The organism is Amycolatopsis sp. lyj-109 (assembly GCF_046548995.1).
Classification (GTDB): domain Bacteria; phylum Actinomycetota; class Actinomycetes; order Mycobacteriales; family Pseudonocardiaceae; genus Amycolatopsis.
In genome coordinates this window covers 495256-517132 of sequence record NZ_JAJPWR010000003.1, presented here as the reverse complement: position 1 = coordinate 517132, position 21877 = coordinate 495256, and the positions used below count along the sequence as shown (strand labels likewise).

Genomic DNA, 21877 nt, shown 5'->3' with positions numbered 1-21877 from the left:
ACCCGGTTCGAGCCCGGAGATCGCCCGATCGGGCGCGGGCCGGTCGGGTGTACGTTGCCGAGGCCATAATGAAAACCGTCATCATTGCCAGAAGGGTGGACCCCGACCGTGAAGATCGCGTTTGTCGGCAAGGGCGGCAGCGGCAAGACCACGCTGTCGTCGCTGTTCGTGGCGTACCTCGCCGACGCCGGCCTGCCGGTGCTCGCCATCGACGCCGACATCAACCAGCACCTCGCGGTCGCGCTCGGCGCGACCGAGGAGGAAGCGCTCTCCTGGCCGACGCTGGGCGACAACATGGCGCTGATCAAGGACTACCTGCGCGGCGACAACCCGCGGATCCCGGACGCGGCGTCGATGATCAAGACCACCCCGCCGGGCCGCGGCTCGCGGCTGGTCCGCCCGTTCGAGGACAACCCGGTCTTCACGGCGTGCTTCCGGCAGCTGGGCGGCATCCGCCTCGGCGTCACCGGCCAGTTCGACGAGGACGACCTCGGCGTCAAGTGCTACCACTCGAAGGTGGGAGCGGCGGAGCTGCTGCTGAACCACATGATCGACGTCGACGGCGAATACGTCGTGATGGACATGACGGCGGGCGCGGACGCGTTCGCATCGGGCCTGTTCACCCGGTTCGACGTGACGTTCCTGGTGTGCGAGCCGACGGTCCGCAGCGTGGGCGTGTACCGCCAGTACGCGGACTACGCCCGCGACTTCGGCGTCCGGCTCGTGGTGGTGGGGAACAAGGTGACGGACGCGGAAGACGTCGAGTTCCTGCAGGACCAGGTGGGCGGAGCGCTGCTGGGCTGGCTGTCGGCATCAGCGCACGTACGCGCGGCGGAGCGCGGCGCGGCCCGGCCGATCGCCGAGCTCGAGCCCCGCAACCTGAAGACGCTGGACTCGATGCGCACGGCGGTCGACGAGGAGCAGCGCGACTGGGGCCGCTACCAGCGCCAGGCGGTCGAGTTCCACCTGCGAAACGCCCAGGCCTGGGCGGGCGCCGACCTCGTCTCACAGGTGGACCCGGAGTTCGTGCTGAGCCCGCGGCTCACGGTCTAGTACTACAGGGACAGTTGCCTGCGGCCGGGCTGAGGCCGGTTCGGTGGCGAGCGGATCGCCCGAACGGCCAACTCGCCCGGGTTCTCGAGCGTGTTGGCCGTTCCGGCCGCCGAGTTGGCCGCTCCGGCCGCCGAGTTGGCCGCTCCGGTCGGCACGAACCCCGAAAGGCCCCTTCAGTGCGTCAGCTGCGAGGAAGGACCCCTTCGGCCCAGCCGGGCTGCACGACCAGGTGTTTCCGGGCCAGGAAGGCGATCTAGCCTTGTACTGCTAGTCGTCTTCCTCGGCATCGGCCCGCCGGGTGCGCTCCCGGGCGATCTCGAGAGCGCGCCGGGCGGTGGCCTCGTCGGGGTACGGCCCGAGCAGATCGACGCTGCGGCTGCGTTCGAGGTGCTCGACCTGGTGGGTGCGGGTGTTGTAGTACCACCCCTGGTCCGGGTTCGGGTCTTTGGACATGATCCCAGGTTCGCACCCGCGAGCCCGCCTGTCAGCGCTTGTACCGGTAAGGGATCTCGGTCGGCTGCCCGGTGGGCCCGAAGTCCGGCGGTTCTTCGGGCTCTTTGTTCTCGGTGAATTCGTCGAACCAGCCACGCGCGGTACCCCGGGGCGGGGTTTCGGGCTCTTGCCGCGAGGGCTGCGGCAGAGGGGTATCCCGCCCGGGGAAGACGGGGCGGGCATTCGGAGCCGAGGGCGGGACAGGAGGCATGGTCCCGGGGCCGGGGAAGACCGGACGCGCGGGGGCGGCGTGGTGGGCTGGGAAGGGTTGCGGGGCGGATTCCGGGCCGGGGAAGACCGGTTTGGGGCGCGGAGTGGGGGGTTGGGCTGCGCCGGGTTGGGGGGCGGGGGTTTGTGGGGCGCGGGTTTGTGGGGCGCCGGGTGCCGGGTGGGTGGTGCTCGGCGGGGTGGTTTGCGCCGAACCGGGAACCGGGGCGGCGGGTGCCGGATGGGCGCTGGGCGATGGCGCGCTCTGCCCCGAACCAGGAACCGGGGCGCCGGGTGCCGGATGGATGCTGGGCGATGGCGCGCTCTGCCCCGAACCAGGAACCGGAGCGGCGGGTGCCGGATGGGCGCTGGGCGATGGCGCGCTCTGCCCCGAACCAGGAACCGGGACACCGGGTGCCGGGTGGATGCTGGGCTGTGGCGCGCTCTGCGCCGAACTCGGACCTGAGCTGGGCGGCGCCGGATGACCGGCGCCCGATGGCGTGCTCTGCGCCGAACCGGGAACCGGGGCCGGGGTGGGCACCGGCGCAGTGCCGGGAGAACCGTTCGGGCCAGAGGCCGGTGCGCCGGGTGCCGTCGGGGACGTAGCCGGGCCGCTGCCCTGCGCGGGCGGGATGCCCGGCTGGAAGCTCGGTCCCTGTGGGGCGTCTGGCAACGGGGCGACGCCGGCCGCGGGAGTCAAGGGCGCGCCCTGCGCGGGTGCCACGCCCGGCACAGGGCCGGGACCGTGGTTTGGGGCCGGGTGGCTGCTGTCCATGGGAGCGGGGCCCGGACCGATGCCGGGAGCCGGCAAACCGGCGGGTCCCCACGGTGGCTTCGGCAGATGGGAGCCGGTCGTCTGAGCCGGTACCTCCGGTGAGGCCGGCGGGGATCCATCGTCCGAGGCGGCGGTCGGCTGGGGAGCGGCATCGGGGGCAGCCGACGATTCGGCGGACGGCTGCGCGCTACTCGGCGGCTGCGAAACGCCACCAGGTGCCGACGATTCGGCGGGCGGCTGCGGCTGCGGCTGCGGCTGCGGCTGCGGAATGGCCGACGACACTCCCTCCGGCGCAGTGGGCAGACCCGGCTGGAAATCGGGCTCGATCGGATGGACCGGCTTCTGTTCCACCGGGGCGGACAGAGGTGCCTCGGTCCGGTCTGGGGCGCTCACCGCGGAGTCGGCAGGCGTGGGTGCAGCCACCTCGACCTGGGGCTCGTCCGACGGCACCGATTCGGCCGCCGCAGGTTCAACCGCCTCTGTGCGTGCGGCTTCCCCTGACGCAGACGCCGAAACGGCTTCCTCCGTCAGCTCCGCCTCTCGCGACACCTCTTCTCGCGGTGCCGACGTGTCAACTTCCAGCCGGTCGGAGCCCTGGGGCACCGGTTCAACCGGTGCAACTTCCGGCCGGTCCGCAGCCTGCAGATCCGTTTCGCTCGAGGGCGAGGCGAGGATCTCCTGGTGATCCGCGGCTACCGGCTCAGGCCGGGCAACAGGCTCAACCGGCGCCTCGGCAGCCGGTGCTGACAGGCGTTCCGGGGAAGGAATCTCCGGCCGCGACGTCGGCTCAGGAGCCAGGGGCTCGGTCACCGCCCGCTGAGCAGGCGCCTCCACAGCCGGCTCCGGCGCCGCATGCCGAGGCGATGCCGGCGCCTTGACCGGGCCCGGCAGATCCGAATCCGCCGCCACCGACCACTCCGGCTCCACCGCCGACGCCGAAGGCACCGCCGACGCCGAAGGCACCGCCGATGCCGACGAGTCCGTCGACGCCGCCGGAGGGACCGACGGAGGGACCGAAACCGGCTGGACCGGCTCATGGCGGCGCCCCGGCGCAGCCTCCTCCGAACCCGGCCGGGCCCACACCCCCGGCACGTGCTGCTCAGGCGTCCCCGGCACCGACTGCGCCGGCGGCGGATGCGGCACCGTTCGCCACACCGGCGCCGGGCCGATGTTCATGGGCGCCGGCGCCGCGGCCGGGCCGGCCGGCCCGGCTGGGCCGGCCGCCGGGGGCGCCGGGCGGGCCGCCGGCTTCGGGATCGGGTCCAAGCTGGACACCAGTACCGAGGTGTTCTCCGGGTCCGGAACCTTCCGGCCGCTCCGCTCGCGGTAGACCATGTCGCCGTCCGCGTCCATCTCCACCAGGTAGCCCGCCTCCGCGAGCTGCTCCTCGTCGAGGTCCGCCAGCTTCTCGTACCGCGATGGCACCACCCGGTAGATCGGCCACGCCAGCCCGGCGTGCTCCGCGTGGAACTGGGCCAGCAGCGCCGCCATCTGGTGCTGCCACGGCAGCGACATCCCCTCCGCCAGCGAACGAGGCAGCACCACGTACCCCGCGTCCACCCCCGGGTAGCCCTGGCCCAGCTGGTCGGCGAGCGGGGTGCTGGAGACGGGACGGGCACTCTGCCGGGGCGGCTGAGGCGCGCCGAACAGCGCCGCCGGGTCCCGGGGCTCGCCCGATCCGGGCTTGCCCCTCTTGCCGAATTTGCGTCCCACGTGCTCATCCTCTGCCAGTACGCGGCCGCCTGCTCGTGGAAGCGCCGCGACGTCGGGTGAATCGGTGCGATTCGTGTCCAGGCCCTCGCGACCCATGCTAAACGCCGGGGCGGACCGCCTGCGGCACCAGTTCGCGCTCGTCGAACGAGAAGGCCCGGGTGTGCACCGGGACGCCCGTCTGCTGCGCCTCGACGATCTTGTTGTCGCCCAGGTACATCATCACGTGGTGGATGGAGGACGGATCCGACGGGTCGGTGGCGAGGAACAGCAGGTCACCGGGCTGCGCGTCCCGCACCGGCAGGTACGCGCCGGCGTGGTACTGGTCGCGTGAGACGCGCGGCAGGATGATGCCCGCCGACTCGTACGCGCGGAGCATCAGACCCGAACAGTCGTACGAATCCGGGCCCGTGGCGCCCCACACATACGGCTTACCCTGCTCGCCCAGCGCGAAACTGATCGCCTGCCCGGCGGCCTGGCTGGGCGGCAGCAGCGCCCCCAGGCCGGTGCCGCAGGCGACGACGTCGACGACCTGACCGACCGTCTCCACCAGGGTCGCCGCCATCGGCTCCCACTTGTGGTAGCGGTCCGGGAAGCCGGAGCGCTCCACCGCCTGCGCCGCGTCGCCCGGGCGCTTGTTCTCCCAGTCCGGGACCGCGAGCAGCACGTCGTAGAACTTGTTGACCGCGTACGTCGGGTTGGTGACCTCGGCGATCGAGCCCCAGCCCATCGACGGCCGCATCTGGAAGATGCCCTGGGAGTCGCGGTCGCCGTAGGTCAGGTTGTGCAGGCCGGACTCGGTCATCCCGGCCTGGATCGCGACCTGCCACGCACGCGGCGCGAGCGTCCGCTGCTTGCCGATCGAGATGATCAGCGCGACGGTGCCGCGCTGCTCGTCGTCCAGTTTCGACGCGTCGACCGTGCCGCGGTCGCCCTGGCCGGGCTGCGTCGGCCCGACCGAGGCGTCGCAGCTCATCAGGGAGACGCCCCGGGCCTGCGCCTGCTGGTTGTCGATGACGACCTTCGCGGCGACCGCGGTCACGACCAGGGCACCGATCGCGACGAACACGACCAGCCCCAGCCAGAGCCCCAGGCGCCGCACGGTCAGCTCGCCTGGTCGTAGTCGGCGACCCGCCAGCCGGCGTTGGTGCTCACCACCGTGATGGCCAGCTTCGGCCCGTCGGTCGGGATCGTCAGCTGCACCGAGCTCGGGTACGAGGTGCCGACGACCGGCTCACCGGTGACCTTCGTCGCCGGGATGTTCGCCGGGTCCACCGTCGACATCTGCGGCAGGTATTCCTCGGTGGTGAACGGCTTCAGCTGCGCGAGCCACTGCTCGGAGGTGATGCCGGCCGGGTGCTTCACCCAGGCGGCGGCCCACTCCTTGGCGATGCGGATCGCGTCGCCGTTCGGCGCGGTCGGCGTCGGGGTGGCCAGCGGCGTGGACAGCCGCGTCGGCAGGTTCGACGTCGGGACCGGCGCCGCGACGCCCGGCGGGGTCGCCGTCGCCGAGGTGGTCGTCCCCGGCGTGACCGGCGACGCCTTGGCCTGCGGCTTGCCGACCACCTTGGGCAGCACGATGCCGAGCGCGGTGACGAGGATCGCCAGGAAGACCAGCGTCCCCATCAGGTGGCGGGGCGAGCGCAGCGGCCAGCCCCACAAGCGGCGGTAGACCGCGGCGCGGCCGCGGTTGGTGCGGATCGGCATCGGTCACCGCCCCATCGCTTGGTCGGTGTCCCGCGGTTCCTCGCGGACCTCGATGCCCCGCGACGGCCGGTAGAGCACGAAGACCGGCTTGCCCGCGACGACCTCGGGGTCCACCCGACGCGGCTGGGTGCGCACGCCCGGCGTCCGCGGCGCGTAGTCGCTGAAGCTCGACTCGGGCGGGCGCAGGTCGGACGGCACGACGACGGGCTCGGGCTCGTCGCTCCAGCGCCGGTCGGCGACCGGCGAGGTGTCGACGCGCCGGCTCTCCTCCCGCGTCGTCGGACGGCCACCGGCCCCGACGACGACGTACTCGCCGCCGTCGCCGTTGGCCGGGTTGTACTGGCCGAACACCGGGGCGCCGGGGCGGCGGCCACCCGCGGGCAGCGCACCCGCGGAGCCGCCACCTCCCACGGCTCCCGGCCACGCGCCGGACCAGGCCGCGGCCGGGCGCGAGGCGCCGGAGTGGTTGTCGAGGCGCTGGGCGTTGGCGAAGATCGTGGCTTCCGGCCGGAAGCGGCCGCCACCGGCGGTGGCCCCGAGCGGACCGCGCTGCTCACCGTCGACGACGTCGTCGGTGTCGCGCACGTTCTGCCAGAACTCGTCCTGCGGCGTCGGGCCGTTCTGGCGGCGCTTGAAGCGGGAGAAGATCCCGCCGCCGGGCGACGGCACGGCGGCGCCGACCATGCTGACCGACATCTCGACCATCTGCCACAGCCGGCGCACCGGCCGCCCGACCATGAACAACAGGACGGTGATGAGCCCGGCGAGCACCATCTGCGTGAGCATGTTGAGCGAGTTGCCGGCGTCGAAGATGGCCTGCAGCAGCAGCGCGTGCACCCCGGCGAGCACGGAGAGCACGACGAGGTTGAACGCGACGCCGCCGGCGACCTTGAGCACGCGGCGCAGGATCTCCGGGTGCAGCAGGGCGACGAGGCCGATCAGCGGCGCGGTCAGGGCGAAGAGGCGGATGAGGACCTGGGCGAGCAGGACGCTTGCCTTGGCGAGGAGCTGGAAGAGGGAGTAGACGAGGGCCTGGCCGAGGGAGAGGAAGCCCGCTCCGGTACGGCCGCCGGCTTCGCCGGTGAAGTAGCCGGTGGCGGGGCCGAGCTTGGTGGAGATGTCCTTGTAGGCGTTCTTCTTGCCGTCGATGACGGCCTGGTTTCCGTCGTCGCCGTTGACCAGCTGGTTGCGGGTGAACGCCTGCGCGTCGAGCAGCGGCTTGCCGAACTGCTCGGCCTGCGGCGCCGTCGGGGTGCCGAACTCCCCGCGCAGCCAGTTGTTGTAGACGATCTGCGTGTGGAGCTGGGTCGGCAGGATGTCGCGGACGATCCGGTCGCCGCTCTCGTCGACGAACCCCGCCTGGATGTTCGTCGTGGTCTGGACGATCGCTTTGTCGATCGGGTCGAAGTACCGCAACATCGCCAGTGACGACGCGGCGAGCCAGATCCCGGCGAGCGCGTAGAGCGCCCGTTTGCTGACCGCGGCGAGGTCGCCGCGCCAGATGTTGCGGAACATCATGATCGACAGGATCAGGGCGACCAGCCCGAACAGCTGGGCGTAGATGTTGTTGTAGACCTTCTCGGCGCCCGACTTCACCGCGTTGTAGATCGGGTTCAGCAGGCCGCCCTCGAGCACCGTGTAGTGCAGCGAGTTGGTCGCCCCGACGATGTTCTTGCCCAGGTTGAACAGCTGGTTGCCGCCCCAGGTGTCCAAAGTGGACCCCGGCGGGGTGAGGCTCACCGCCGAGCAATTGGTCTCGAAGGTGTTCCAGACCATGCCCGCGTAGCTGTAGTCGATGTAGGCGCTGTTCGGCTCGCCGTGGCCCTCCGGCGGGTCGATCGCGCCGACCATCCCGGCACCCGGGCGTTCCGGGTTCGGCGCCTCGCCACACGCCGCCGCGCTGGCCGCGGGGGCCGTGGCGATGGCCTGCAGGCCGAGTACCAGCATCACGGCGAACATGGTCGCCTTGCGGCTCGGCACGCGCCGGGCCGGCGGGCCTTCCTTGATGCGGCGTTTCAGGGCGTGCCACCCGGCGGCCGGCGTCAGCAGCACCGCCAACGTCAGCAGGGTGTTCATGCCGCACCCCCCGCGGCCGCGACGGGACCGGCTTCGGGGCGGTGGCCCACGACCCGGCGGCCGGGGCCCGCGTCCGCGCGCACGCCTCGTTCCCGGGCCGCGTTCATGCGGCGTCCCGGCCGGTGCCGCCCTTTCCACCGGTACGGGCGTGTTGCTGCTGCCCGTTGGACGGCTGGACGCCGCCCTCCACCTCGCCTGTCTCGGTGGCCAATGGGTCGGGCGCGCCCAGGAGGTTTTCGTCGGCCAGGCCGACCTCCAGTTCCGCCGCCAGCTCGAAGTCCTGCTCCAGCTCGATGTCGTCCTCCGGCGGGACCGCGACGTACGGCTTCTTCTCCTCCGCCGGCAGGGCCAGCTCGTTGCCCGGACGCCGCGTGGGGGCCGCGTCCTTCGAACCCGGTGTCGTGTCCATGACCGCGCGCAGGTGGTCCAGGTGCGGGCCGGAGAAGTCGACGCGGATGCGCTCCACGCCTCCCGCACCGTCGCCGAAGATGAACTGGCGGGGCTCCACGTCGCGCTCCAGGCCGCGCTGCTGGGCGCCCGGACGACGCCCCAGGGCCGCGACGACCTGCTCGTAGCCCACTCCGACCGGTACCTTCAGCAGCCGGAGAGCGTCCGCCTGGGCGTCGTCGTCGTCGAGGCGGCCGACGAACACCGAGTCCAGCAGTGCCACGAAGCCCTGGATCTTCAGGAAGTCCGCCGGGATCTGGGACGACAGCAGCACCCGGACGTTCCACTTCCGCGAGTCACGCGCGAAGCGGTTCATCAGCACGCGGCCGGTCGGAACCTCGGACAGGAAGAACGCCTCGTCGATCCAGACGCCCTTGCGCATCTCCTTCGGCTTCTCGTACACCGACCGCTGGGTCAGCCACGCCGCCAGGTTCAGCATCTCGACGCCGAGGGACTCCGCGTCCGTCCAGTACTCGCGGGGGACGCCGTCCTTCGGCAGGGTCAGCCCGGCCATCGTCAGGACCGTCAGGCGGTCGTCACGCGTCTCCGAGTACGGGTCCGCGTCCGTCTCCGGGATGAGCAGCGCCATCCGCTCGCGCATCTCGTCGAGGAAGTCCGCGACCACGCCCGCGTGCTCGTGGTGTTCCGAAGAATCCCGGCGCAGGGCATCGATTACCTGGCCGGGGTCGGCGTCGAAGCGGCCGCCGACCGTGCGGACCGCGCGCAGCAGCACGATCCGCGTCTGCGCCATCCGCGAGACCTCGTACGGCAGCACACCGCTCAGTACATCGAGCACCAGACGCCGCCGCGTCGCGCCCGCAAGGGCCTTCTCGCGGCGCCAGGAGCGTTCGGGGTCGTCCTCGTCCATGAAGTGCTCGATCAGCGGCTCGGCGACCACCCGGTACGGGTTCAGGATCCCCGGCTGGGCGTTGAGCAGGTTGATCGGCCGCGCGTACGGCCGCAGCTCCGGCAGGTCGCACAGCCGCGACAGGGGGCCGGACGGGTCGAGGATGGTCCAGTTCGCCCCCGCGCGCAGCGTCTTGTAGACGATGCCGCCGCCGAGGAACGACTTACCACCACCCAGGCCGGCCACCATCGCGGTCAGGCCGGAGGCGTCGCGGATCTCCTGGGCCATCCACGGGTCCCAGGCCACCGGGCGCCGGGTCGCCGTGCACGTCTCGCCGAGCAGGATGCCGCGGCGGTCGCCGACCTCCGCGGTCGCCGTCGGGACCGCCGAGGACGCCCAGACCACCGAGCCGCGGCGCATGTACGCCGCCGATGCGAGGGGCTCGCCCGGGATGAACTCGCGGGCCATCGCGTACTGGGCCTCGGGGTGCTCGATGGCGATCTTCGGCTTGTACAGGTCGAGCAGCTGCTGGGCCAGGCGCAGCGCGTCGCGCTCGGTCGGACCGGACACCGCCAGCCGCCACCAGGAGCGGACGCGGGTGGCCAGCGCGGTGAAGCCCGACGTCATCTCGTCGTCGATCTCCAGCACGCGGCCGGCCTGCCGGGACAGCGACTGCGGTGGTTCGAGCTCGTGCTCGTCGGTGTAGTGCTTGACCTGCGAGCGGACCTTGTTCATCTGCCGCTGCAGTTCGCTGGCGACCTCTTCAGGGCGCCGGACGTAGATCCGCGCGGACACCTCGACCGCGGCGGGCAGCCGGTCGGCGTGCTGGATCCACGGGTCGTCGACCTCGGGGATCTGCAGGCCGTGCATCTGCCCGACGGTCAGGATCGCCAGGTGCCGCGAGACGCCGGCGTTGGAGCCGGTGCGGCCGCGAACGGTCACCGTCGGCGCGTACGGGTCGGCGTAGTAGTCGGCGGCGTCGGTGAAGCTGGCCAGGTCCTCCGGCTCCCACGCGGCGCCCGGCACGGCGGGCATGTTCCGCGGGGCGGGCAGGCCCAGCGAACAGGACCGGTGCATCAGCCAGGACATCTCCTCGGCGTGCACCGGACGGCCTTCCAGCCCGGCGCTGCCGATGACCTGGTCGAGGTGCTCGACCTCGGAGTCCAGCGCGGTCAGCTCGGCGTCGACGGCTTCGGGCAGGATCTTGCGCAGCACCGGCGCGGCGCGTTCGACCGCGCGGTCGACCATCCGGCGGGTCTGTACCTGGACCCCGAGGTAGACCTCTTTTTCGGCCATCGAGCGGCCCATCAGCTGCTGCTGCTCGCCGATCAGGTAGTCGTCGAACGACAGCGCGCCCGGGACGTCGCCGGGGCGGTTGTGGGCGTTGTAGACGTGCGCCTCGGCCCACATCCGGATCGGGTACGGCCGGTTCGTCACGCGCAGGTGCAGCCAGCGGCCCTGCAGCTCGGCGTACTGGCCGGCGATGGCCGCGATCAGGTCGCGCCGCTGGGAGTCCGAGCGGAACGACCAGCGCTGCGGCGCCAGCCGGTACCACGCGTAGACCTCGACGCCGGTGCGGACCAGGTGCCCGTCGATGCTTCGCACCGCGATCGACGGGGTATATGCGGGAATCGCCTGCTCACCGGGCAGGCGCGCCTTGTTCCCCGAGCCGTTGCGCGACGCGCGGACCTGCTCGGGCGGTTGCCATCCGCCCGAGTGCGTGTCCCGACCCCGTTTTCCTCGGCTACCGCCGCGACCGAACAACGACTACCTCCCGGCCCGAGCCGAGTTGCCCCGGCTCCGGCGCGCTCGTGGTGTTCCCTGGACTGCCACACCCGGCGGCGACCCGCCGTGGTGCTGGTACTGCCGCCTGCGGCGGTGCTTCGGCAGCGGGCGCTCGACCCGCACCCGAACGCGGCTGGCGCTGACCGCGCCCCCGGTGCCCGTGGTCCGTACCCGCGGCGTGTTCAGCTCGCGGCCCGCCATCGCGACCACGGTGCCGAGCGGGCGCTCGTGGCTGATCTTGGCCGTGAGCAGCCGGGTGATCACGATGGTGGCGACGAACGCCCACGCCGTCGAGAAGAACCCGAAGCTCCACCCCGCCCAGCGTTCGACGCCGAGGACGACGAAGAACGCCGGGATGCCGATGAGCCAGGCGACGTACCGGGCTCTCCAGGGAAAAGTCGCTTTCGGCGGGCCGAGCCACACGGCGTCGACCCGGTACACCTCGTCATCGGTCCTGATGCGCACGCGGGCCCGCCTCTCAGCCGGTGAACAGGCCGGCGATCCACTGGCCCACGTTCACGCCCGCGCCGCTGACCGCGAGACCGATGATGGCGAGCGCGATGACCACGCCGGCGAGCCGGCGCATGACACCGGCGTTGTCGCCCTTGCCGCCGCCCAGCCACAGGAGCAGGAGCGCGACGGACAGCAGCACCAGGGGGATGACGTTGTCGAGCAGCCACTGGCGCACGTTCCCCGTGCCCAGTTCGCCGGCGGCCAGCGTGTCGAGGGTGGTCAAGGTCATCATCGTGATACTCCCGGTGCGCGGTGGGGGCCGCGCGATTCTGGCTCAGGCGGTGCTTCGAACAACATCATGGGGGCTACGAGGGGTAGTGGTCAAAGTGCACAGCGTAGAGACCGGCTGGCTCGTCAACCGGCGTGATGCGGATGGCACACGAAATCTCCACGCCCACCATCATCGCGGCAAGGGCCCTCGGGTTGAACCCCGGCCACCCATACTTCTCAGTGTGCTGACGAACTCACCCCACTGCCCGGGATTTGCTCACTGTGGGTACTGATTTCCCGGCCGTTGTGCGGCCTGGAACAGTGTTGCATGACACGAACGGCCGCGTCCCCCGAGTCCGCTCTGTGACGACCGTCGGCCGGTCGGCACCCATGTCGATCTTGCTCGCGAGTGCTGTCCGTCACGGGGTGCCCGATACTTCACAACTTTTTCACTACATAGCGTGATCTTGAGCCATCAGTCAGCTCCGGGGGCGGCGGAAGACGCCGTCCGGAAAGGCGCCGGCTTCGACGATCCGGCGGCTGAGCCCGCGGCCGAGCTCTTCGAGCCGGGCGGCCCGCTCGGCACCGAGGTGGTCCCACGGCCCCCGCGACGCGGATTCGGTAGCGATCTCGACGGCGTCGCGGACGGCCGCGCCCGCGTCGGTGAGCCCGCCGTCGGCGTCGAGGATCCCGCGGCCGGTGAGGGCGGCCTCGGCGGCCGTCCACTGCTCGTCGCTCCAGCCGCGGGTCAGCTTGGCGGCGTCGACGGCGAACCCGCGGCCGGTGGCGACGTGGGTGATCAGGGCGTCCAGGCCGCTCAGGCCGTTCAGGACCAGGGCGGCGACGTGGCCGTCGCCGCGGTACTCGCGCAGCAGGGTGATGGCGTGCCAGAGGACGAGGTGCGGCTCCCCCGGCCAGTCGAGCCCCGCGTGCGCGGCGTAGAGGGGACGTCCTTCGCCGGTGCACCCGGCGGCGGCTTCGCGCGCGAGTTCGGCGGCCTCGGCGACCTCGTCGCTCTTCACGTGGTCGCCGAGCAGGCGGGTCAGGGCCCGGTCGGTGCCGTCGAGCCGGGCGTCCAGGACCTGCTCCGGCGTCGCCAGCGTCCAGGCGCGCGGGATCACGCGGGCGACGACCTCGGGGTTGAAGTTGTAGAAGGTGGCCGCGACGACCTCGGGCCCGACGGCCCCCATGGCCGCGGACCGGCTCGCGAAGTACGGCATCCGGCCCGGCCGGAGCCCGGCGCCGGTGAGCGCGGCATCGACTTCGGGCGCGAAGTACGTGAAAGCGTGCAAGGAATCGAAAGCCGACTTGAACCGCTTCTCGTCACCCGCCATGCCCGAACCCTACTACCGGGTAACCACCGGCGAAACCTTCTTCCGCGGCCGGAAGAAGGTGGGGCGGACGAGCTGGCATGTAAGCCGGATCCTGTTCCCCGGTCGCCTTGCGGCTCGCGGGGCGGCGGCCATCCATCTCGGCCTGCCGTCGCCGGCAGGCTCCAGCGGCCTACCCGCAGGCTCGGACGGGCCGTCCTCGAACGCCTGCGCAGGAGCCCGGAGGCTCCCTCTTGGCCTTGCTCCGGGTGGGGTTTACCTAGCCGTCCCGGTCACCCGGGACGCTGGTGGTCTCTTACACCACCGTTTCACCCTTACCCCCGTCCAGGACGGGGGCGGTCTGTTCTCTGTGGCACTTTCCCGCGGGTCACCCCGGGTTGCCGTTAGCAACCACCCTGCCCTGTGGAGTCCGGACTTTCCTCGGGCCGGGTCGCCCCGGCCCGCGGCCGCCCTGCCAGCTCGTCCGCAGGCTGGATCGTAGCTCAGTAACCGGCCACCGCCTCGCTGTGGTGGCGGGGCCGGACTGCGGGCGGGGACTCGGCCGGCACCGGGTGCTGGCGGGCCAGTTCGGCGGTCCAGTGGAGGACGGCGGCGGGGCTGTCGAGGCCGATCAACCCGACGAGCCGGCCTTGGTGGACGAAGCCGGTGATGGGCCGGGTGCCGGGAATCGGCGACTCGAGCAGCACCGTGTCGGTCCCCAGCGACGGCCGGCCGGCGACCTGGATCCGGACGCCGTGCTGCTCGGACCAGTAGCGCGGCACCGGCGTGTAGGCCGGGGACCCCTGGGGTCCGGCGAGGAGGTTCTCGGCGGCGGCGCGGCTCATCTCGACGGCGTTGAGCCAGTGCTCCTCCCGGTGCGGCGTGGGGCCGAAGCGGAGGTTGGGCCAGCGGGCGACGTCGCCGGCCGCGACGATCGTCGACGAGCCGACCACGTGGCAGGTCGGCGCGCAGACGACGCCGTCGTCGAGCGGCAGCTTGGCGCCGCGCAGCCAGGACACCGCCGGGACGCTGCCGACGGCGACGACGACGCAGGCGACCTCGAGGGCGCGGCCGTCGGCGAACTCGAGGCCGACGTGCGTGGGCGCGGGCCGCCAGCGGCGGATCGTGGTGCCGAGTTCGAGGCGGACGCCGCGGGCGGTGTGCAGCGCCGTGAGCCAGTCGCCGATGTCGGGACCGAGGACATCCGCGAGCAGGGCTCTCGCCCGGCCGAAGAGGACGACCTCGCGGTTCATCTCGCGCAGGCTGGAGGCGACTTCGCAGCCGATGAAGCCGTCGCCGATGACGGCGACCGGGCCGGGGTTGGAGGCCAGGGCCCGCTGGAGGGCGATCGTGTCGGCCAGGGTGCGGACGACGACCACGCGCGGGTGGCCGTGCGGCGCGCCGGGCATCCGCCGCGGTTCGACGCCGGTGGCGATGATCAGGCCGTCGTAGTGCAGTTCCTCGTCGCGGAGGTGGACGACCTGCCGGTTCGGCGAGAGCGCCGTGACCGGCGTGTCGAAGCGCCATTCGGCGTCGACCGCGAGGGGGTCGGCGAGCAGGGTGTCGGCGCGGCTGACCGCGCCGGTCAGCAGCTGCTTGGACAGGGCCGGGCGGTGGTAGGCGATGTCCGGTTCGGCACCGAGGACGACGACTTCGCCGTCGAACCCGAGCTCGCGCAGCCGTTCGGCCGCGCGCAGGCCGGCGAGGCCGGCTCCGGCGATGACGATGCGTTCGCTCATCGGGTGGCTCCCAACAGGTGGATGGCTCTCATCGGGCAGGCGCGCGCGGCGGCCTGGACGTTCGGGACCAGCTGGGCACCGGGGCGCTTCTCGTACGCGAGCTGCCCGTCCAGGCCGAGCTGGAAGACCTGGGGCGCCTCGGACTGGCAGACCCCGTAGGCGTGACAGCGCTGGCTGTCGACGTCGACGCGCACGGTGGCCGGTTCCGGGCCGTCCTCGGCGGACGGCGGCGTGACCAGCCCGGCGCGGGCGAGCACCTTGGCGGGCAGCACGCGCAGCACCGAGAGGAGCACCGGCGGGACGAGCAGCGTGATGCCGGCGAGCCAGACGACGGCGAGGTGCCCGCTCGCGATGGCGCCCAGCCAGGCGTGCACGGCGAGCAGGCCGATGGCGAGGTACCCGACCTGGTGGAAGCGCAGCCAGCGGCCGCCGACGGCGCCGCGGCGCAGCCCCGCGGTCACGGACACGGCGATGACGAGCTCGAGGCCCACGATGCCCAGCGCGTGCCGCGGGGTGCCGTCGTAGAACGGCAGGAGCAGGTCCGCGACGCCGAAGGGGTCGTCCTCCAGGAAGAGGAAGGTCAGCCCGTGCAGGGTGCCGGTGGCGAGGGTGAACGCGGCGAGCACGACGTGCCCGGTGCGGATCGCGTCCTGGCCGCTGAACCGGCGGACCCAGCCGGTGGCGGCCAGCACGCCCCAGCACAGCGTCAGGCACATGCAGAGGTAGGTGAGGCGGCCGGACAGCGCGGCCGCCTCGGTGATCCCGGTGTCGTGCGGCGACACCGGGATCAGCGCGGCGGAAAGGGACATGGGGCGGCTTACCTCCGGGTGCGCGGCGAGGTCCTGCCGGGGGTTCCGAGCAGGCGGAGCAGGCCGAACGTGGCGACGGCGGCGAGGGCCACGAACACGGCGCCGGCAGCGATGGCACCGCCGCCGAGGGTGTCGTCCTCGGTGGCGGAGACGAGCAGGGACGTGGTCTCGGCGAGCCCGGTGCTCTCGAGGAGCGTCAGGTGCCCGAGCGAGGTGTCGACGGCGGTCTGGGCGAACGCGCGGACGTCGTCGTCGCGGGTGCCCGCGCGGACGTCGGAGGCGAGTGCGAAGAGCGTGCCGTACTCGGCGCGGAGGCGGTTGACGTAGGCGCGGTCGAACGCGTCGCCGGAGTCGGCGGCGATTTCGTCGGCCCAGCGGCGCTCCTGGCCGGTCGGCTCCCCCGGCAGGGTGACGGCGAGCCGGTCGGCGACCGCGCGCAGGGCGACGTCGAGGCGGGCCTGGTCGTCGGCGATGCGGACGGCGACGGCGCGCACGCGCCGGTTGGTGGCCCGCTCGACGGCGAGCCTGCTCGACGGCACGGCCCACAGCGTGTGCTGCTTGAGCCGGGTCAGCAGGGCGCGGTCGGACTGCTGCAGTTCCCCGGCCGAGGCCGGCACGGCGCAGCCCAGCACGAGCGCGGTCGCAGCGGCCAGCAACGCCACGAATCGGAGCGGCATCCCCGTTTGTCCCTTCGCAAAGGAGTCCTCACCTCCTGTTACGGAGGGAAGGTGCGATCCGGTTCTCGCCGTCACCTTTTAGTGACCTGTGACGTGCATCACAAGACACATTGTGAACCGATCCACCGCGACGCTCACGGACACTGCGTCGAATTGAGTCCTGAAACTAATGCATATGGCCTATTAAGTGATTTTGCGCTACGCTCCGATGACCCCACGGTCCGCCAGTCAGGTGAGGTTGCGAGCTTTATGGAAGCACCCGGAAGAGAAAGTCGCGGCCACGTCGGCTACGCGACGTCTGCGACCGCGGTCGAAAGCGGCCCCGCCGCGCGAGACGACCTCGTCCCGCTGCTCTACAAAGACTTCCGCGCCACCCTGTTTGCGCAGGTCCTGTCCCTGACCAACCATGATCGGCAGTGGACCGAAGACGTGGTGCAGGAGACCATGATCCGCGCCTGGCAGCACTCCGACACGCTCGAGCGCGAGCCCGGAATGCTGCGCGGATGGCTGCTCACGGTGGCCCGGCGGATCGTCATCGACGGCTGGAGGAATCGCCGCGTCCGCCCGCAGGAGGTCGCTCTGGACATCCCGGAAAACGCCGAGTCCACAGACCGCGCGGACAGCTCGTTAGCGGCGCTAACGATTACTCGGGCATTGCGGGAACTGGACGCCAAATATCAGTCGGTCATCTACGAGACGTATCTCGCAGGAAACACCGTTCGACAGGCAGCGGAAATTCTCGGAATTCCGGAGGGAACCGTCAAATCGCGGTTGTACACGGCGATGCGGCAATTGCGGAAAGCGCTCGGGGAAGTGACGATCCGATGAGGGGGCGGAAAGGGGAAGCCGCGGCCTACGGGCTCGGCGTCCACGACGATCCGGAAGAGTTCGAGGCCCACCTTCGGGGCTGCGCTCGCTGCCAGGGCCGGGTCGACCGGTTCACGCCGGTGACCGGCGCGCTGGCCGAGGCGGTGCGGCTCGGCTACCTGCCGCCTGGCGACGGTGCGGCCCGGCGCCGGAAGTCGGCGGGGTCGACGGCCCTGCGGGGGCCGGTTGCCGGCCCACTCCTGCTGCTCGCGCTCGGCGTGGCCGCGATGGCCCTCTGCGCGCACCGGCCGGCCGTCGGGAAGGTCCGGTTCGCAACCGCTGCGTCCATCGTCTCCCCTGGTCAGGTCGTGGCCGGTACCGGCCGCGGTCCACGGTCTCTCCCGTGGTCGGCCGGTTTCCAGTAGTCTGCCCCAACCCAACATGAAAGTCCTTACGGTGGATACCGAAGTAAATCCTGAGCACCCCGTCAGCGGGGCTTCGGTACCGAAGCGTCCCGCCCCGCGGCTCCCCGGCCGCGAACCCGAGCTCAGCCGCCTGACCAGCCTCTTCCCGGTCGTACTGGACGGCGCGGCCGCCAGCGCGGTGCTGGCCGGCGAGTTCGGCATGGGCAAGAGCGCCACCCTGCGGACCACCGCGGCGCTGGCCTCGGACGCGGGCTTCACCGTCGCGACGGCCACCGGGTCGCGGCTGGAGAGCCACCTGCCCGGTGGGATCGTCCGCCAGCTGGCCGACGCGCTCGAGGAGCCGGGTGTGCCGCCGCGCCCGCCCGTCGCCGAGCTGTGCGGGACGGCCGGCGAGAGCGAAGCGCTCGACCTCTTCTTCCGGGTCGTCCGCGACGCCACCGAGCGGGGTCCGCTGTTCCTCGGCATCGACAACATCCACCTGGCCGACGCCTGGTCCATGCGGTGCCTGGCCTACCTCCGCAACCGCGTCCTCGACCTGCCGGTGCTGCTCGCCCTGACGTCGGTCATCGGCTATCCCCAGCACCGCGAGGTCGCGCTGCTGGACATGGTGGGGAGCACCCCGCTCACGATCACGCTGACCGGCCTCGGCGACGCGGCCGCGGCGGAAATCCTCGGCCTCGCCCCCGGGGAGCTGGCCTCCGCCTGCCGTGAGGCGACCGGCGGCAACCCGGTGCTGCTGCAGGCGCTGCGGCCGCGGCTGCTGCCCGGCGCGGACCCGCACGAGCTCGGCTCGTCGCTGATCGGGCAGGTGCTCACCACGCGGGTGCAGGAGTTCCCGCACACGCCGGCCATCCTGCACGCGGCGGCGATCCTCGGCGAGGACGCCGGGTTCGACCTGCTGGCCCGGCTGGCCGGCGTCGACGAGCTCGACGCGCTGCAGGCGATCGACACCCTGGTCCGGCTGCACGTGCTGAACAACAGCGACCAGCCGACCCTGACCTACTCGTTCGTCCGCAACTCGCTGCTGAAGGACATGCCGCAGACCACCCGGGCGGTCAACCACTCCCGGGCGGCGAAGCTGCTGACCGAGGCGGGGGCGCCGCCCGAGCGGGTGGCCGCCCACCTGCTGGAAGCGACGTCGATCCGGATCCCGTGGGCGGTGGACGTGCTGCGGCTGAGCGCGCGCGACGCCGTGTTCTCCGGCCGGGCCGAGCTGGCCGCGCGGCACCTGCGGCGGGCCCTGGAGGAGCGGCTGACGTCCGGGCGCCGGATGGCCGTGCTGCTGCAGCTGGCGCACGCGGAGTTCCAGTTCGACCCGCCCGGCGCGGCGAAGCGGGTCCGGGAGGCCGTCGACACCGTCGGCAACCGCGAGACGGCCGCGTACATCGCCACCGCGATGCTCCTGTCGCTCTGCGGCGGCCAGGACGCCCGGCTGGGGATCAGCGCGGCGGGGCAGATCGCGGCGCGGCTGGACGCGGGCGGCCCGGACGCCGTGTGGCCGCTGCTGTGCATGACCTACCTCGCCGAGGCCGGCAGCAGGCTCGGCCCACCCCCGGAGTTCCGCGACTTCGAAGAGCAGTGGGCCCCGCTGACCGACCCGGCGGCCCAGCGGAGCCGTTCGGCGCTACTGGCGCTGGACGCCGTCCGCAGCGGCGAGTCCGCGCCGGACGCCGTCGGGCACTTCGCGGACGCGCTGAGTCAAGCCGGGGCTCCGCCCCGGGCCGGGGGCTCCGCCACCCGGAACCCCCGAGGAGTGGTCGGCGACGACGGCGAGCTCTTCGAACAGCACTACTTCTTCACCCTGGCGACGGCGGTGCTCGCGGACGAGCCGGCCCACGTCGACCGGCTGTGCCGGGTCCTCGACGTCGAGCGCGAGCCGTGGGACGTCCACGTGCCGCACGGCGCGCTCCCCACCCTCGCCCGCGGGATCGCCCTGCAGGCCAGCGGCGACCTGCAGCGCGCGAGCGTCCACTTCGAATCGCTGCTGCGCCGCTTCGACGAGCGCGGCGGGACGACGACCTGCCCGGTCGGCGTGCTGTGCGCGGCGAAGCTCGTCGAATGCTGGGTGGACCTGGGCCGCTTCGAGGCGGCGACGTCGCTGCTGGACCGGATGGACTTCGTCGCCAGCCAGGGCCTGTTCACCCACACGTACCTGCTGTACGCGCGCGGCCGCCTGCGCGTCGCGACGGGGTACACCCGCTTCGGGTTCGAGGACCTGCTCAGCTGCGGCCGGCGCCTGGCGCACCACGGCATGCGGTTCCCCGGGTTCGTGCCGTGGCGGGCGCACGCGGCGCGCGCGGCCCTGGCCCTCGGCCAGACCGACGACGCGGCCCGCCTGGCCGAAGAGGACATCAACGCGTCGGCCCGCTGGGGCGCGGCCCGGCCGCTGGGCACGGCGCTCACGACACTCGGGCTGGTCCGCGAGGACGACGAGGCCGACCGGGCGCTGCAGAAGGCGATCGCGACGCTGCGGTCGTCACCGGCGCGGCTGCAACTGGCGACGGCGCTGACGGAGCTCGGCACGCTCCAGGCACGGCACGGTCAGTCCGAAAAGGCCATCGAGACCCTGCGGCAGGCGGTGGAGCTGAGCGAGCAGTGCGGAGCGCGGCCGCTGGCCCGCCGCGCGGCGGAGGAGCTGCGCTCGTCGCGGCGGGCACTGACGCCGGCGAAGGACAACGAGCACGGGTTGACCCGGCAGGAGAACCGCATCGCGGTGATGGCGGCCCAGGGGTTGACCAACCGCGAGATCGCGACGGCCCTGCACCTGACGCGGCGGACCGTGGAGCTGCATTTGTCCGGTGCGTACCGGAAGCTGGGGATCCCGGGGCGGGCGGAGCTGAACGGGGCGCTGGCGAAGTCTTCGCAGCGGGCGGACGGTCGCTGAGCCTCGAACGGCTGAAGTCCACTTCGGACTCCCACTGCGCGGGGGCGCCCCCCGTATTCCACGCTACCCGGGAGCACCGACAGAATCGGGCCGCAGTTAGCGTGAACGCGTGAACCTCCTCGCGGGCGCGGCCAGCCTGCTGCTCCTGGCCGGCGTGCTCGTCTTCGCCATCGTCCGGCCGCGGGGGTGGCCGGAAGCCGTCGCCGCGGTGCCGGCCGCCGGGATCGCCCTCCTGCTCGGCCTGGTGCCGCCCGCCGCGGCCGGGGAACGAGCCGTCGAAATCCTGCCCACCCTGGGCTTTCTGGCCGCGATCCTGCTTTTGTCCTTTTTGGCCAGTGTCGACGGCGTCTTCGCCTGGCTCGGCAACCGGCTCGCCGAGGCGTGCCACGGCCGGCCGCGGCGCCTGCTGGTGCTCACCTTCGCCGCCGCGGCCGGGGTCACCGCGATCCTCAGCCTGGACGCCACCGTCGTGCTGCTCACCCCGGTGGTCCTCGCCACCGCTGCCAGCTTGGAGCTGCCCGCGCGGCCGCACGTCTACGCCTGCGCGCACCTGGCCAACTCGGCGTCGACGCTGCTGCCGGTGTCCAACCTGACGAACCTGCTGGCCTTCGCCGCGTCCGGGCTGACCTTCGCCGGGTTCACCGCGCTGATGGCGTTGCCGTGGCTGGTCACGATCGCCGTCGAACTGCTGGTGTTCCTGCGGTTCTTCGCCGCCGACCTGCGGCCGCGCGAGACGCCCGAACCGCGGCAGCACCTCGAGACGCCGACGTTCGCCCTCGTCATCCTCGGCCTCACGCTCGCCGGGTTCGCGGTCGGGCAGCTCGGGCACGTCGAGCCGGTCTGGATCGCCGCGCTGGCCGCGCTGATCCTCGGCGTGCGCGCGGTGGCGCGGGGCAAGATCCGGCCGTGGCAGCTGGTCACCGAGGCCGCGCCGCAACTGTGCCTGTTCGTGCTGGGCCTGGCCGTCGTGGTCGAGGCCGTGTCGGAGCACGTCCTCGGCGGCGTGCTGCGCGATGTCCTGCCGACGTCGACGGGCCTGGTCGACCTGCTGGTCGCGGCCGGGGTCGCCGCGCTGCTGGCCAACCTGGTCAACAACCTCCCGGCCACCCTCATCCTGCTGTCGGTGCTGGGCCCGCACCCGGCGCCGGGCGTGCTGCTGGCGGTGCTGCTCGGCGTCAACATCGGCCCGAACGCGAGCTACCTCGGCTCACTGGCGACGCTGCTGTGGCGCCGGACGCTCCCGGCACCACCTTCCCCCAAGACGTTCCACGTGCTGGGGGCCCTCACGACCCCGCTGAGCCTGGCCACGGCGACCGTCGCCCTCTGGCTGAGCCTAGGCTTGGCCGCGTGATCAGAACGGCATTACGCGTGATCCACGGGGCATCACGCGTGATTGGAGGGGCA

General features: G+C 72.4%; 17 protein-coding genes and 1 other RNA gene. 6 read left to right on the top strand and 12 right to left on the bottom strand.

Annotation, left to right across the window (positions count from 1 at the left end):
* Window positions 1-108: 108 nt before the first annotated feature.
* A complete protein-coding gene (locus ACLJQF_RS09850; RefSeq protein WP_410607908.1) occupies window positions 109-1053 on the top strand; it encodes an AAA family ATPase in 945 nt (314 codons plus the stop codon).
* A 267-nt stretch (window positions 1054-1320) separates the two neighbouring features.
* Here ACLJQF_RS09850 and ACLJQF_RS09845 read toward each other — a convergent pair whose 3' ends face one another.
* Window positions 1321-1506, bottom strand: coding sequence for a hypothetical protein (locus ACLJQF_RS09845; RefSeq protein ID WP_013223095.1), 186 nt, complete (start codon window positions 1504-1506; stop codon window positions 1321-1323).
* A gap of 1895 nt (window positions 1507-3401) precedes the next feature.
* Here ACLJQF_RS09845 and ACLJQF_RS09840 point away from each other — a divergent pair.
* Window positions 3402-3857, top strand: a complete 456-nt coding sequence (locus ACLJQF_RS09840) for a hypothetical protein (RefSeq protein ID WP_410607907.1) — start codon at window positions 3402-3404, stop codon at window positions 3855-3857.
* A 480-nt stretch (window positions 3858-4337) separates the two neighbouring features.
* On the opposite strand, the gene ACLJQF_RS09835 is transcribed toward ACLJQF_RS09840, so the two are convergent.
* From ACLJQF_RS09835 to ACLJQF_RS09785, 11 genes are all read right to left on the bottom strand, one after another.
* The gene (locus tag ACLJQF_RS09835; protein WP_410607906.1) at window positions 4338-5339 is read right to left on the bottom strand and encodes a C40 family peptidase; all 1002 of its coding nucleotides are present in this window, start codon (window positions 5337-5339) and stop codon (window positions 4338-4340) included.
* Window positions 5340-5341: 2 nt separating this feature from the next.
* A complete protein-coding gene (locus tag ACLJQF_RS09830) occupies window positions 5342-5944 on the bottom strand; it encodes a hypothetical protein (RefSeq protein WP_410607905.1) in 603 nt (200 codons plus the stop codon).
* Window positions 5945-5947: 3 nt separating this feature from the next.
* Window positions 5948-8020 (bottom strand): magnesium transporter, encoded by a 2073-nt coding sequence (locus ACLJQF_RS09825; RefSeq protein WP_410607904.1) that lies wholly within the window; start codon window positions 8018-8020, stop codon window positions 5948-5950.
* 103 nt (window positions 8021-8123) lie between these two features.
* Complete coding sequence (locus ACLJQF_RS09820; RefSeq protein ID WP_410607903.1) at window positions 8124-11078, bottom strand: ATP-binding protein; 2955 nt, start codon at window positions 11076-11078, stop codon at window positions 8124-8126.
* Window positions 11079-11081: 3 nt separating this feature from the next.
* Window positions 11082-11564, bottom strand: coding sequence for a hypothetical protein (locus tag ACLJQF_RS09815; protein WP_410607902.1), 483 nt, complete (start codon window positions 11562-11564; stop codon window positions 11082-11084).
* A 13-nt stretch (window positions 11565-11577) separates the two neighbouring features.
* Window positions 11578-11844: a hypothetical protein gene (locus ACLJQF_RS09810; RefSeq protein WP_247061182.1), complete on the bottom strand. Its 267-nt coding sequence runs from the start codon at window positions 11842-11844 to the stop codon at window positions 11578-11580.
* A gap of 457 nt (window positions 11845-12301) precedes the next feature.
* Window positions 12302-13156, bottom strand: a complete 855-nt coding sequence (locus tag ACLJQF_RS09805; protein ID WP_410607901.1) for an SCO6745 family protein — start codon at window positions 13154-13156, stop codon at window positions 12302-12304.
* 64 nt (window positions 13157-13220) lie between these two features.
* Window positions 13221-13615: RNase P RNA component class A (gene rnpB, locus ACLJQF_RS09800), an RNA gene on the bottom strand.
* A gap of 20 nt (window positions 13616-13635) precedes the next feature.
* The gene (locus ACLJQF_RS09795) at window positions 13636-14871 is read right to left on the bottom strand and encodes an NAD(P)/FAD-dependent oxidoreductase (RefSeq protein ID WP_410607900.1); all 1236 of its coding nucleotides are present in this window, start codon (window positions 14869-14871) and stop codon (window positions 13636-13638) included.
* The gene (locus tag ACLJQF_RS09790) at window positions 14868-15680 is read right to left on the bottom strand and encodes a 4Fe-4S domain-containing protein (RefSeq protein WP_410607899.1); all 813 of its coding nucleotides are present in this window, start codon (window positions 15678-15680) and stop codon (window positions 14868-14870) included. The genes ACLJQF_RS09795 and ACLJQF_RS09790 overlap by 4 nt, the downstream gene beginning before the upstream one ends.
* A gap of 8 nt (window positions 15681-15688) precedes the next feature.
* A complete protein-coding gene (locus ACLJQF_RS09785) occupies window positions 15689-16357 on the bottom strand; it encodes a DUF4142 domain-containing protein (protein ID WP_410607898.1) in 669 nt (222 codons plus the stop codon).
* A gap of 249 nt (window positions 16358-16606) precedes the next feature.
* Here ACLJQF_RS09785 and ACLJQF_RS09780 point away from each other — a divergent pair, with 249 nt between their 5' ends.
* From ACLJQF_RS09780 to ACLJQF_RS09765, 4 genes are all read left to right on the top strand, one after another.
* A complete protein-coding gene (locus ACLJQF_RS09780) occupies window positions 16607-17185 on the top strand; it encodes a sigma-70 family RNA polymerase sigma factor (RefSeq protein ID WP_410607897.1) in 579 nt (192 codons plus the stop codon).
* On the top strand, window positions 17182-17589 hold the full coding sequence (locus ACLJQF_RS09775) for a hypothetical protein (RefSeq protein ID WP_410607896.1): 408 nt from the start codon (window positions 17182-17184) through the stop codon (window positions 17587-17589). The genes ACLJQF_RS09780 and ACLJQF_RS09775 overlap by 4 nt, the downstream gene beginning before the upstream one ends.
* Window positions 17590-17620: 31 nt before the next feature.
* On the top strand, window positions 17621-20473 hold the full coding sequence (locus tag ACLJQF_RS09770; protein ID WP_410607895.1) for an AAA family ATPase: 2853 nt from the start codon (window positions 17621-17623) through the stop codon (window positions 20471-20473).
* Window positions 20474-20582: 109 nt separating this feature from the next.
* Window positions 20583-21824: an SLC13 family permease gene (locus ACLJQF_RS09765; RefSeq protein ID WP_410607894.1), complete on the top strand. Its 1242-nt coding sequence runs from the start codon at window positions 20583-20585 to the stop codon at window positions 21822-21824.
* Window positions 21825-21877: the final 53 nt, after the last annotated feature.

Excerpts from the sequence above, each read along its gene's own strand:
- ACLJQF_RS09810 (WP_247061182.1), bottom strand. The coding sequence starts at position 11,844 with ATGATGACCTTGACCACCCTCGACACGCTGGCCGCCGGCGAACTGGGC.
- ACLJQF_RS09830 (WP_410607905.1), bottom strand. The coding sequence starts at position 5,944 with ATGCCGATCCGCACCAACCGCGGCCGCGCCGCGGTCTACCGCCGCTTG.
- ACLJQF_RS09825 (WP_410607904.1), bottom strand. The coding sequence starts at position 8,020 with ATGAACACCCTGCTGACGTTGGCGGTGCTGCTGACGCCGGCCGCCGGG.
- ACLJQF_RS09795 (WP_410607900.1), bottom strand. The coding sequence starts at position 14,871 with ATGAGCGAACGCATCGTCATCGCCGGAGCCGGCCTCGCCGGCCTGCGC.
- ACLJQF_RS09775 (WP_410607896.1), top strand. The coding sequence starts at position 17,182 with ATGAGGGGGCGGAAAGGGGAAGCCGCGGCCTACGGGCTCGGCGTCCAC.
- ACLJQF_RS09790 (WP_410607899.1), bottom strand. The coding sequence starts at position 15,680 with ATGTCCCTTTCCGCCGCGCTGATCCCGGTGTCGCCGCACGACACCGGG.
- ACLJQF_RS09845 (WP_013223095.1), bottom strand. The coding sequence starts at position 1,506 with ATGTCCAAAGACCCGAACCCGGACCAGGGGTGGTACTACAACACCCGC.
- ACLJQF_RS09780 (WP_410607897.1), top strand. The coding sequence starts at position 16,607 with ATGGAAGCACCCGGAAGAGAAAGTCGCGGCCACGTCGGCTACGCGACG.
- ACLJQF_RS09805 (WP_410607901.1), bottom strand. The coding sequence starts at position 13,156 with ATGGCGGGTGACGAGAAGCGGTTCAAGTCGGCTTTCGATTCCTTGCAC.
- ACLJQF_RS09785 (WP_410607898.1), bottom strand. The coding sequence starts at position 16,357 with ATGCCGCTCCGATTCGTGGCGTTGCTGGCCGCTGCGACCGCGCTCGTG.